Source organism: Pedobacter sp. B4419, assembly GCF_059693725.1.
The window spans coordinates 2316110-2328553 of record NZ_JCASSL010000001.1 but is presented as its reverse complement, the minus strand read 5'-3'; the positions used below and the strand labels follow the sequence as shown (position 1 = coordinate 2328553).

Genomic DNA, 12444 nt, shown 5'->3' with positions numbered 1-12444 from the left:
GTTTAATATTGAAAGTGCCTTTAAAGACAAAGAATGAATAGATATTTGAAAAGCATATTGTTGCTGTGTTTGATAGCAGGCGCAAAAGCCAAAGCACAAACGGGTACGGGGAGCACCACGGTCGACAATTCGGCCGTTGCCGTAGCTGCAGGTACCACAGAACAGCGCTTTGCCGAGGGAAGCTATTTTGGCCCAAAGGCGAATTGGGTGATTGATGGGACGCTAGAAATCTACAGCAAAAATATTTGGATTGCTCCGGGGGCAACCTTTAGCGGTTCGGGCAAAATTGTGATCTACAATCCCGGCGACAACCCATTTTACTTGGACATGCCAGCGAGCGCGACAACGATAGACGGAAACAATAGTGCCTTTATCAATCTGCTGATCGAGCATCGAAATGCCGGCAATGCAATATTGACAGATGTTGAGGATCCGGGGTATGGAACGACGAATCCCTCTGGTGCTGCTTCGGCCTCGCTGAACATGGGAAAGGAACTTAGCCTGGCGGTTGATGGTGCAAATATGATACTTAACGGCCATAACCTTGTTTTTGACAGCAATGGCAAGATTACAGGCTACAGCGCCGATAGGATGGTGGTAACCGGCAACAGCATAACTGGCCATATGGTAAAAGAATATGCGGGAGCGAGCGCTTTTGTATTTCCCGTTGGTATAGCAGAAAGAGATTATACACCGGCCACCTTAACTACAAAATCGGCAGGCAAGCTATTCGTAAGCGTACAAGACTATGCCGCTGCAGCGCTTGGAGGCATCAAACCCAACACCGGAATGAACCGCAATTGGCATATCTATGCCGATGCACCACTACAGGCAGACGTTACTTTGCAACATAACCAGGGCACAAACGGATCGCTGTTTAAAGATGCTGTTGCAGGCATTGCACAGTATGTTGCTGTAAATAAATGGGACGTTGCCAAGAGCCTCCATCCGAATATTGGCATCCATACCCGTCTTAATATGGCAATGGCCACCAACCTAACAGACAAAAGCGTATGGTTCACCAAGTTTTCGGTTTCTGGCAACACATTGGCTATCCCCAACCTCTATACGCCTAATGGCGATGGTACCAATGATGCCTTTGAAATCCGTGGATTGGAACTGTTCGCAGAGAATGATATCACCATCGTTAACCGTTGGGGCAACGAGGTGTACAAGGCCAGCAATTACAAGAACAACTGGACCGGCGAAGGCCTAAACGAGGGCACCTATTTCTATGTGCTGAGAGTGAAGGAAGTTGCTGGTGGCGAGTGGCAGGTATTTAAGGGCTATATCACTTTGGTGAGGGCTTTTAAGAAGTAGAAGGAAAAAGGAAAAAGGTAAAAGGGAAGATGTAAGATGGAAAAGGGAAGAGGGGGCAGTAGTGGGGGCGTCTGGAGACGGGTGTTAAGCGTTGGGCATGGCTCGACTGTATAATTAACAGTTTTTTGAGCTTCACAAAAACAACCAATAAAATGAAACGATCAATCATAAAAAAGATATTAACGGCTGGCCTATTGCAGCTCGTGTTCGGTTTGGCCTATGGCCAACAGGATGCACAGTTTAGCCAGTACATGTTCAACGGCATTTACATCAATCCGGCCTATGCCGGCTACCGCGAGCAATTGAATGTGCATGCATTTTACCGGAGCCAATGGACGGGCATCAATGGTGCGCCACAAACCATGTCGGTAGCAGTTGATGCCATTGCCAACGACGGCAATGTAGGGCTTGCCTTGCAGCTATCGAGCGACAGGCTTGGTGCGCAACGTAACGAATCTGCCTATGCCAGCTATGCCTACCGTATTCGTACCAATGCAGATGGAAGCTCGAGATTAGCCTTTGGCATAGGTGTAGGTGCCGTGCAATTGGGTATCAATGGGGCGTTGCTGAACCCCAACGACCCTGAAATTTCCCAACCCTTGGGCATGCAGAGTACTATAGTTCCCGATGCCAGGGCCGGGGTCTACTATTCAAACGATCGATTTTATGCTGGCTTGAGTGCTGATAACCTTATTTCGCAATACATCGATATTGATAGGTACGCCTTTATACCCAAGCCAAAACCACATTATTACCTCACGGCTGGCGCATTATTCCCCATGTCGCAACATGTATTGCTCAAACCTTCTTTTTTGTTGAAGGATGACAGGGGTGGACCTACCAGTTTAGATATAAATGCTTTTCTGATCATGGCTGATAGGATATGGGTTGGCGGTTCATATCGCACGGGTGTAAAACTCTACAACAAAGACTATCTGCAGAATGACTTGAGCAGCCTTAACTCTGCAGTGGCTGCAATACAGGTATTTGCAACCAACAATCTTAGGATTGGCTATGCCTACGATTTCTCCATCGGACCCCTGCAGAGCTATAGCGGAGGTACGCACGAGATTTCGATCAGCTATTTTTTTAATAAACGAAACGCAAGGATGCTAAGTCCAAGATATTTTTAAAAGAAATGGAATTTACCCAGATGAAAAAAACGCTATTTATAGGTATCATTTTATGGAGTTTATCTACAAGCGTAATGGCGCAATACGTAGTGAACGAGGCGGATAAGCAATTCGAGCTGTTCAACTATGTAAAAGCAATAGATCTTTATGAACAGGCATGGAAGAAAAAGGAGGCTTTGCATACGGCCGAGCGTTTGGCCATGGCTTATCAGGCTATACAAAACTATAAAGAAGCCGAGAGTTGGGGTGCCATGGCTGCCAATATGCCAGGGAGTTCGCCTGCTGATAGGCTGAGCTATGCAAAAGCGTTGCTGGCCAATGGAAAATATAGCGAAGCCAAACAACAGTACCGTCAATATGCTGCCTTAGCAACAAACACCATCAGTGCAAAGCAGCTGGATACCTGGATACTTTCTTGTGATTCGGCCATGCAATGGATGCGCTCGCCAAAAGCTGTAAACATCGAAAACAGCAAGGCATTGAACAGCGCACAATCAGATTGGGGAATAACAGCAAATACTGGCGGTATGGTATTCAGTTCAGATCGCCTAACCAAGCTCGAAGAAAATAGAACCTCGGGCAACAGGCCTTTTCTTAAATTCGATGGCTCTAATCTTCCTAACAAAAATAGTTATGGCTGGACAGGCAATGGCTACTTTCGCCTTTATTTTAAAGACAAGGCACAAGATAGCGTTAGGCTGTTTCCGTTACCGGCACGAACAGATTACCATATCGGAGCGGTTAGTTTCAGTGCCGATGGCAACGAGGCTTATTTTACTTTAACGCAGATTCCGAAATTCAAAGGAGAAAGAAGCAAACTGGCAACCATTAATGTAGAAATTTATAGCAGCAGCAAAGATTCAAAAGGAGAATGGAGCAACCCAATACCTTTTGCCTATAACAAAGTAGAAGAATATTCGGTTGGTGATCCTTTTTTGTCTAAAGATGGAAACACATTGTACTTCTCTTCCAATATGCCTGGTGGTGCGGGAGGTACAGACCTTTATGCCTGTTTCCGTACAAATGGGGGAGCTTGGGGCAAGCCAATTAACCTAAAAGAAGTGAATACAGAGGGCAATGAACGCACACCAGCCTTTGATAATGATAACAACCTTTACTTTAGTAGCGATGGCCGTGTGGGCATGGGCGGCTTGGACATTTACCGGGCAAGCAAAAGCGAAAAAGATACAGGCATTGGTACAATAGAGAATTTGGGCTACCCAATCAATTCGCCACAAGATGATTTTGCCTTTAACCCTAACATGGACGACGGCAGGCTTTATTTTGCATCTAACCGGATAGGTGGCTTGGGAAGTGATGATCTATACAGCTATACCCAACAACAGGCACCAATAACACTACAGCTTCAAGGCATTGTTTACCACAAGCAAACGAAGATGCCTTTGGCAAATGCCATGGTTAGCTTGGCTAAAATAAACGGTAGCGACCTGAAGGTAGAAACAGACAGTTTGGGCAGGTTCAGCTTTGGTTTGCAAGAGGAATCAACTTATAAACTGACTGCGGATAAAACAAGTTTTAGGAGCGCTGAAGAGGAAATTTCTACCGTAGGCCTAAAAAAATCGGCCATACTCGAAAAACAGCTTTACCTAGAGCCAGTAGAAATCAATAAAGCAATCAGGTTAGAAAACATCTATTATGATTTTGATAAGGCCAACATTAGGCCCGATGCAGCCATTGAGTTAGATAAATTGGTGAAAATTATGAAAGAGAACCCTACCATTTGGATAGAGCTGGGCTCGCATACCGATAGCCGCGGCAACGATAAATACAACCAGTGGCTGTCGCAGCGCAGGGCCAATTCGGCGGTGCAATACATCATTGATAAGGGCATAGCCAAGAACAGGATTACGGCCAAGGGCTATGGAGAGAGCCAGTTGCTAAACAATTGTGCCACTGGGGTGAAATGTACCGAGGCCGAGCATCAGCTTAACCGAAGAACCGAATTTAAGATAACCAAACAGTAAAAAGAGAACAATATTGGCCATGTTAGACAGAGCATAACAAATAGGGATGTTTTTTATTTTTGTCTGCATGGCCCTTTAAAAAAAATCAAAGCTAAAACCTACTGAAGAGACGAATATGGGCTATACCTTAAGAAAAGCCGAGCCAAGTTGTGTTGGTTTAGCTTTAATGTTGCAAGAGTTTAATGGCTTTGAAACAGCAAGCGATGGTTTGCTTGCTCGTGTCGATATCGTTGTCGCAATTAACTATTATGGCGTAACGGAGCTGTTGGATACGATTGGAGAAGAAAGCCTGAGGGCTCACCTAGCATGCCTGAATGATGAGCGGAAGTAATCTGATTCATTAAGGTAGAGAAGCCTTTGGGGACACTGGCTAGGCAGGCTGTACAAAATTAGGGAGAAATGATTTGGATAGCTATATTCGCAAAGCCCTTGATTTGAAAAACAAGCCTCGCCATATGCATGCTGAAAACCTATTTTCCTACGGAACCCTGCAACACAAAAATGTGCAAATAGAGAATTACGGCAGAACGCTGGAAGGAAAATCAGATCGGCTAATTGGATATGAGCTGTCGATGATTGAAATTACCGATGCACAGGTTGTGGCCATAAGTGGTGCTTCGCGTCATCCTATCATTAAACATACAGGCATGGCTACCGATGCAGTTGAGGGCATGGTTTTTGAAATTTCGGCCGATGAACTGCAACGAACAGACGAGTACGAAGTTGAAGATTACAAAAGGGTAGAAGTTACATTAGAATCAGGGAAGAAAGCCTGGGTATACATCAATGCCTAGATTCGCCGTTACACCTATGGATAGGAGCTGAATGCCAAAAAGGTATTACTTAATTTAAAACCGAATTAAGGTCAAATCTTCTAATTTTGTGGTATGGCATCCAATCGTGTAGTGTTTTTAATCTTCAATAGCGTACACCTGCTTGACCTGGCTGGTGCTGTAACGGTTTTCTATGAATCAGGTTGCTGCGGAGAACAGTATGAAATGCTTTATGTGTCTCCCTATCCCAATCCGAACACTTCATCTGGCTTAGGTTTTACCAATATTGAACCATTGAATGCCGTAACCATTAATGCAGGTGACCTGGTTATTGTAGCCGGTATGGAGATTGCAAAATGGAACAGGGCCGACGATGCCTTGTGGATACCTTGGTTACAGGCTGCGGCAGCAACAGGGGCAACAATTTGTTCGGTCTGTACGGCTGCTTTTGCGCTCGCAGCAACTGGTTTGCTCGATCATCAGGATTGTACTACGCATTGGGCATGGACTTCGGCTCTTCAAAAAGCGTTTCCCCGTTTAAATGTAATCGAAAATAAGTTATTTGTACAAAGCGGTCGGATTTTTACCAGTGCGGGCATTACCACCGGAATAGACCTGGCGCTTTACCTGCTGGAAGAACGTCATGGCGCGGCTTTTGCCTGCCTGGTGGCTAAAGATATGGTTGTTTATATCCGCAGAGACGGTAAGGAGTCTCAAAACAGTATTTACCTTCAAAACAGGCATCATATTAATTACCAGGTGCACAAGGTACAGGATTATATTACCGGGCACCTCGATCATAAGTTGAGCATTGATGAGCTGGCAGCACAGGCATGCATGAGTCCAAGAAGCCTGACCAGAATTTTTAAATCGGCCACAGGGGTTACCGTCGGACAGTATATTCAAGGTTTGCGCATGGAGAAAGCCCGGCACCTGATGAAAGCCGCCTATAAGCCAGATTGGATAGCGAAAGCATGTGGCTATCAAAATGCCGCTCAATTGCGAAGAATAGCGAAAAAGTACCAAGTCTAGCTACTCAGGTATAAAATGGCCGGATTGGTACGGTATCTGTCCTGATTTGCATCTGCTGTTCTCTTAAATTTGCCTCAAATGATCTATTTATGAAACAGTTATTATTGTTGTTATTGCTTTTGCCAAACCTGTTGTTGGCACAACCAAAAGAATCTTTATACGCTTGTCCGCCTTGTAACAATACATGCGATACATTGACATTTGAAAAAGAAGGCATATGTCCGCATTGCGGGATGAAGCTAATCAAAAAAGATAAAGCGGAGGTAAAGGACCAACAAATTACCGTTTGCTTTTATTTATATGACGGGGTAGAGGTGCTTGATTTTGCAGGCCCGATGGAGGTTTTTTCGTATGCAGGATTTAAAGTAATTACGGTGGCAAAAACAAAAGCCCCCCTATTATCGCAAAGGGTATTAAAAATTCTTCCGGATTATAGCCTAGCAGATGCCCCACAAACAGATATTTTCGCTGTGTTTGGTGGCGATGATGAGGTAGCTGCGAATGATCCAGAAGTGATTTCATGGATCAAGTCGAGAGACAAATCTACGAAAAGCTATTTCTCTGTATGTACGGGTGCATTCATTCTTGGAGAAGCGGGCCTGCTTGATGGACTTACAGTAACTACCTTTCATAACAGCATTGAAAATCTGCAAAAGGCGGTGCCCAGTGCCAAGGTATTGAAGGATGTACGTTATGTAGACAATGGCAGGGTGATCACAACTGCAGGAATCTCGGCGGGAATTGATGGCGCGCTACACTTGGTGGCTAAACTCAAAGGCAAAGAAGCTGCGGCAAACATCGCCCGGCACATGGAATACGACAAATATGTAGCTGAGCAGGGAATGGACCTTTCTACACAGACAGATACCAAAAAGCAATAACATCAATGGCTACACCTGCGAATAGGAAGTAGGGGCCAAAAAGGTATTGCTAATTTTAGAGATCGTATGGGCATATTGGGGATCTGAAACCAATCTTTTCCATTCGGGATCAGCTACAAAGGCTCCCCAACCCTTGTCGCGTTCTTCCATGCTGTTGCAGCTGATGAGGTAAGTGAGGCGAGGAAGCTTGTCGCCGGCGATTACCTCTCCACAGAACACGGGATTCAGCTTTGCCCTTTTAAAAATAGGAAACTCCCCATCATGGAACATCTTGATCTTTCTTCTCACGGCGTCTTCGCTGTAGCCTTCATAGGTTCTTAATTCAAATATCCTCGATTTGCCCGTAGGAACAACCATTGCAGGCCAGCCGTCAAAAGCAATGAGCAGGGAAGAGGTAAAGCGGCTATATAAGGCATTCTCTACAGCTAGGCTGTGATAAGCTGCGCTGTTTTTGATATAGGCTGCATCTGCCTTTACCTTTGTGTCTACAGCAAGATAATTTTCAAGAGACGAATAGGGCGTGAGCAAATAAAACTTGGCTGGTTCCGAAGGATTTAAATCCCTGAATACGCCCACTGTTTTTACCCCATATTTATTTAAGGCGGGAATAAGCGCTGTCTTAAAGTAGTTTTCGAGTTGCGCCTGATCGGCACCGAAACGCATCTCATATTCGCGCCATTCGTATACTTCCTTTTGTGCCGGATACTTTTCGGTAGCTGTTACCGAGTTGGTGGCTACTGCTAAACCTGCGGCAGCTGTAAGCGATGATTGGAGGAATTTTCTGCGTTGCATATGGATGATGATTAAGGTGAATGTTCTTTTCGGAGCTAACGGTCATAAAAATAAGGCTACTCAATTGCTAATGAAATACTTGTTTTCCTGTATTTTTTATAGAAATGCTCCAACAGAAAACTGCTGGCTCAAATTATAAAATGCCCTAACTTTGTGGCTAGGATTTCGATGCGTTACAGCTAATAGCTTCACAATTTTCAGGTCTTTGCTGTAACAAAACCAAAACCACTTCATCGAAAATAGCAAAATGAAAAGACTATTACTGATTTTATTCACTTCCATTGTCTCTTATGTAACTGGATTCGTCGTCTTTTCATTTGCCTACTGGAAGGATTATTTTAACATGCCTGCTTCCAAAATCATTGCCGATATACTGATCAACCTGTTGTTTTATGCAGCCATCGTAGAGTTGAGCCTCTTCATCAGCAAAAGATTGAACAAAAAGATTTCGTGGATGGTAAGTCCCGTTAAACGCCTGTTCATCGAAGCGCTGTACCAGGTGCTAGGCGTATTGTTCATTATCATTTGCCTGGCATCCGTTTACCAGGTCTTTGCCGGTTTTTTAAGTAAGTTCTCCCCAGCAGTTGGTTTGCGGGAAGGATTTTATACACTTATTTTAGTCATATTTTGGGCTTTGATGATCAGTGCACTAAACACGGGCGATTACCTGTTGAAAAATTGGCGGACCGAAGCTTTAAAATCGGCCGAATTTGAGATCAAGGCTGCACAAGACAAACAATTGCGCTCTGAAATAGAATTGCAGGCCTTAAAGCTCCAGCTCGACCCTCATTTTGTATTCAATAACCTGAGCGTGCTTTCTGAACTGATATTAAAAGATCAGCAATTGGGCTATGAATACACCATCAATTTGACGAAAGTTTACAGGTACCTGTTGGTCAATTCAAAAAAGAAGCTGGTTACCCTGCAAGAAGAGCTCAAATTTTTGGAGGCCTATCTTTTTTTAATCAAGAACCGAATGGGGGAAGGCTGCGTATTTCAGGTCAATATTGAGAAAGCAAAGCTCAACATGCTCATTCCACCGATTACGCTTCAATTGTTTATTGAAAATGCGCTGAAATATAACCGTACAGAAGCCGAAGATCCCTTGGTGGTGAAGATCTTTTCAAGCCACGACGACGAATTGGTGGTGAGCAATAACTTGTTGCCTTTGATCAAAAAGCCAGATTCTACAGGGATTGGACTGCAAAATATCATAGATCGCTATGCTTTGTTAAGCGATAAAGCCCCTGTGATAACAAAAAACGAAGAAAGCTTCACCATAAAAATACCGCTTATCCCTTATATATGATCAAGAAACTATTGATTTTGGAAGACGAAAAACCGAACTCGGATCGGATAGAACGGTTGCTGTTGGAACTCAGGCCAACCGCAGTGGTTGCAGGCGTATTAACGAGCGTGAAGAAAACGGTAGATTGGCTTGCGAAGAATGAGTGTCCTGATTTGATCATCATGGATATCCAACTGGCAGATGGGCTGAGCTTTGAGGTTTTTAACCTGGCAGATGTGAAATGTCCGGTGATTTTTACGACTGCCTATGATGAATATGCGGTAAAGGCCTTTAAATACAACAGCGTAGACTATTTGCTTAAGCCCATAGAAAAGGAGGAACTGGAAGCCGCTATTCTAAAGCTGGAGCATGGCATGCAACAGGCTTATCAGCAGGCTCCCCTCATCGAAGAGCTGCTCAGCTATATGCAGCCAAAGGAATACCGCAGGCGTTTCTTTTTGCCCTATCGGGATGGCTATCGCAAAATCAATGTAGAAGATATTGCCTTCTTTTATTCTCATCTCAATATCACCTATGCACAACTGACGAGTGCGGAAAAAATAGTGGTGCCACAAACGATGGAAACCTTGGAACGCGAATTGGAACCCAAAAACTTCTTTAGGGTTAACCGTCAGTATATCGTGCACGCCAATGCCATTGAAAAGGTACATAATTTCTTTAATGGCAAACTGAAGCTCAAGCTGCAAAATCATGAAGAAGAAGAAGTGATGGTGAGCAGAACAAAAGCGCCCCTGTTTAAAGCCTGGCTAGATTATTAAGCGCCAAATCATTTCAGCACCTCTTATCGGCAATTCACTCGGCATTTTTGCTGTTTCACTCAGGAAGTCAAAATAAGCAGCCTGGGTCCAATCTAATTTTGTGCCATCAAATTCATAATAAACAAGATTGAAAAATGAAAAACACAAACACAATGGCATTGGCAAACGCAAGGATTGGAGCAGAAACTCAAGGTACAGGCCTATTTGCCGATCAAAAAATCGAAGTTCCCAATCATCAAAAAAAGAAGTTTGAACTAGAAGGCCGTATGATAAAGATCCTCCTGGCTCTTTTTGTGCTGTTGGCATTCGCCCATAATGTTTCGGCCCAAAAAACAGCGGTGCTGAATGCCTTTGCTAAACACGGTATTGATGCTGGTATCCTCAATCCGGACAATGTTCAGGAGCCTGAAGATTACGCCTTCGACTTCAAACAAACAACCATAACTGCAGGCAAAACAAATGTAATTGTAGCCAAATTTGATCCAGCCAATCCAAAAGCAGAACAGTGGACGGTAATTGCCGTGGATGGGAAATCGCCGTCAAAAGGGGATATCAATTCCTTTCGGAAAAACCAAACGAAATCGCAGGCTTCCAATCAAGCTGATGATGCGAGCTACAAGATTGAAAAAGAGTCTGCAGACTTTCTGGTTATCAGTTATAAGCCAGCTATCGCCAGCGTTCCAAAAGATGCTGCTTTTATGAAAGACTGCAAAATGTTCATGACCATCAACCTTAAAACCAAGAAAATGGAACAGGTACAGGCGGTAAACGAAAAGCCCTTAAAAATTAAGATCCTTACTGCCGATAAGTTCGATTTGACCATCAAATACACGAGAAACGAACAGGCGAAACGTTATTTTCCGGTAGCGCAAGACTTGAATATGCAGGCTAAATTTATGGGTCAGGCGGTTAACGTACAAACGCTTACCGAATATTCAAACTATACCAAGAAGTAATAAAAATCATTAAATCATATTTTTTTGTGGAGACCCGTAGGGGTAACAGCATCAGTTGTTGTCATATTCTCAAATCACACAAAAACACAAATTAAAAATTATGAAAACTAACAAGTTTTATTTAATGATTGCCTTGATGGTATTGGCAACTCTTGCGGTTAAAGCGCAAAACCCTGAAACAAGCTTTGGCTTAAAGGCTGGCTTAAGCTATACTAAATTGCCAACCAGCTTCAATGCCATTACCGACAAAAAAGGAAAAGTAGGCTATAATTTCGGCGCATTTGCCAGGGTTGGAAATGCCTTGTATTTTCAGCCGGAGCTTAACTATGTAACTTTTAAAAGTTCATATAATTATGCTTCACAGGTGTATACGCCAAAATTCCATCAGCTCAATTTGCCGTTGATGGTAGGCTATAAGCTCATCAATACCGATGCCTTGAACCTGAGGGTTTCGGCCGGCCCCGACCTCAACTATACGCTGAACAAGGCCGCTGGTCCAGCAGGTTTTGATTATAAAAAGCTGAATGTGGGTGGCGTAATGAACGCTGGGGTTGATATTGGCAATTTAACTATAGATGCACGCTACAGCAGAGGCTTTACCAAAATAAACAAGCAGCTGCAAGAAAAAACGAACATCTATAATCTGTCTCTCGGATTAAAGGTTTTTTAACCAGTATCAAGCTACAGAAAAGGGAAATAGAAATATTTCCCTTTTTTATTGACTAAAATTCCTTTTCCCTAAAATCAAGTACAGCTATTCGTTGGTAATTTTCAAGTTTTTCCAATGGCCTCCAGAGCCGTTTCCCGCCCAATAACCAATCATTTTTCCGGCTGGTTGTACCAAAGTTTGTACCTCAAGGGCTGCTTGGCTATTCCCGTTTACATATACGCTTATTCGATCTCCATTTACCTTTATTTTTACATGAAACCATGCATTGGGATCAGGTGCAGGCGAAATAGGTTGTTCGTATTTGTTAGGGAATTTTTCCCGAAGTAGGGGCCAATCGTATTTGGGCAGGGCAATGTACTGTACAGCATGCGATTTCCTCACCGGATCGTTGGCACGAAAATTAAAGGGCCTGAAATAGATACATTGATAAGTCGTATCGTTGAGCCCATGAAAGGCGATGCCCACAAAGCTGCGTTGAAGCATATCCTTTCCTTTTACATCAAATTCAATCGTACCATTGGTAAATGCTTTATTTTTTAGCCAGGCGATGCCCGTGCCTTCTACTTCATTGAGGTAGAGTGCACCCGATTGCTGATCAATGTTCAAGATGCGGTTAACTACCTTCAGCTGGTTGCTTACATCTTGGGCTCGAACGCTTTCCCTGCCTGCGATGTTGGCCAGCAGCAAGAAGACAATTCTTAAAAAGGTTCTTTTGGTTAGGGCTTGAAAAAAAACCAGGAGATCATTTGCTGTTTTTGTCATAATTGTTTTGATTTAAATGAATTAGTTTCGGCAAATTTGGATATTAGTTAAACCAAGACCTATGCAATGCCAC

At 43.6% G+C, this 12444-nt stretch carries 13 protein-coding genes; 11 read left to right on the top strand and 2 right to left on the bottom strand.

The window, feature by feature from the left end:
- The first annotated feature begins 33 nt into the window (after positions 1 to 33).
- From AC570H_RS09695 to AC570H_RS09665, 7 genes are all read left to right on the top strand, one after another.
- Positions 34 to 1320, top strand: a complete 1287-nt coding sequence (locus tag AC570H_RS09695) for a T9SS type B sorting domain-containing protein (RefSeq protein ID WP_497354136.1) — start codon at positions 34 to 36, stop codon at positions 1318 to 1320.
- 152 nt (positions 1321 to 1472) lie between these two features.
- Positions 1473 to 2453, top strand: coding sequence for a PorP/SprF family type IX secretion system membrane protein (locus AC570H_RS09690; RefSeq protein WP_497354133.1), 981 nt, complete (start codon positions 1473 to 1475; stop codon positions 2451 to 2453).
- 20 nt (positions 2454 to 2473) lie between these two features.
- Complete coding sequence (locus AC570H_RS09685; protein WP_497354131.1) at positions 2474 to 4438, top strand: OmpA family protein; 1965 nt, start codon at positions 2474 to 2476, stop codon at positions 4436 to 4438.
- Positions 4439 to 4553: 115 nt separating this feature from the next.
- Positions 4554 to 4769 carry a hypothetical protein gene (locus AC570H_RS09680; protein ID WP_497354129.1) on the top strand — a complete coding sequence of 72 codons (216 nt, stop codon included), beginning with the start codon at positions 4554 to 4556 and terminating at the stop codon, positions 4767 to 4769.
- A 73-nt stretch (positions 4770 to 4842) separates the two neighbouring features.
- The gene (locus AC570H_RS09675) at positions 4843 to 5232 is read left to right on the top strand and encodes a gamma-glutamylcyclotransferase family protein (RefSeq protein WP_497354127.1); all 390 of its coding nucleotides are present in this window, start codon (positions 4843 to 4845) and stop codon (positions 5230 to 5232) included.
- A 93-nt stretch (positions 5233 to 5325) separates the two neighbouring features.
- Positions 5326 to 6243 (top strand): GlxA family transcriptional regulator, encoded by a 918-nt coding sequence (locus AC570H_RS09670; RefSeq protein ID WP_497354125.1) that lies wholly within the window; start codon positions 5326 to 5328, stop codon positions 6241 to 6243.
- Positions 6244 to 6332: 89 nt separating this feature from the next.
- Complete coding sequence (locus tag AC570H_RS09665) at positions 6333 to 7124, top strand: DJ-1/PfpI family protein (RefSeq protein ID WP_497354123.1); 792 nt, start codon at positions 6333 to 6335, stop codon at positions 7122 to 7124.
- Positions 7125 to 7133: 9 nt separating this feature from the next.
- On the opposite strand, the gene AC570H_RS09660 is transcribed toward AC570H_RS09665, so the two are convergent.
- Positions 7134 to 7916 carry an NIPSNAP family protein gene (locus AC570H_RS09660; RefSeq protein ID WP_497354121.1) on the bottom strand — a complete coding sequence of 261 codons (783 nt, stop codon included), beginning with the start codon at positions 7914 to 7916 and terminating at the stop codon, positions 7134 to 7136.
- Between the two features lie 247 nt (positions 7917 to 8163).
- Here AC570H_RS09660 and AC570H_RS09655 point away from each other — a divergent pair, with 247 nt between their 5' ends.
- From AC570H_RS09655 to AC570H_RS09640, 4 genes are all read left to right on the top strand, one after another.
- Complete coding sequence (locus tag AC570H_RS09655) at positions 8164 to 9225, top strand: sensor histidine kinase (protein WP_497354119.1); 1062 nt, start codon at positions 8164 to 8166, stop codon at positions 9223 to 9225.
- Positions 9222 to 9983, top strand: a complete 762-nt coding sequence (locus AC570H_RS09650) for a LytR/AlgR family response regulator transcription factor (protein ID WP_497354117.1) — start codon at positions 9222 to 9224, stop codon at positions 9981 to 9983. The genes AC570H_RS09655 and AC570H_RS09650 overlap by 4 nt, the downstream gene beginning before the upstream one ends.
- A 134-nt stretch (positions 9984 to 10117) precedes the next feature.
- Positions 10118 to 10939 (top strand): hypothetical protein, encoded by an 822-nt coding sequence (locus tag AC570H_RS09645; protein ID WP_497354115.1) that lies wholly within the window; start codon positions 10118 to 10120, stop codon positions 10937 to 10939.
- 100 nt (positions 10940 to 11039) lie between these two features.
- Positions 11040 to 11609 (top strand): porin family protein, encoded by a 570-nt coding sequence (locus AC570H_RS09640; RefSeq protein ID WP_497354113.1) that lies wholly within the window; start codon positions 11040 to 11042, stop codon positions 11607 to 11609.
- An 84-nt stretch (positions 11610 to 11693) separates the two neighbouring features.
- On the opposite strand, the gene AC570H_RS09635 is transcribed toward AC570H_RS09640, so the two are convergent.
- Positions 11694 to 12371, bottom strand: coding sequence for a 3-keto-alpha-glucoside-1,2-lyase-like domain-containing protein (locus tag AC570H_RS09635; protein ID WP_497354111.1), 678 nt, complete (start codon positions 12369 to 12371; stop codon positions 11694 to 11696).
- Positions 12372 to 12444: the final 73 nt, after the last annotated feature.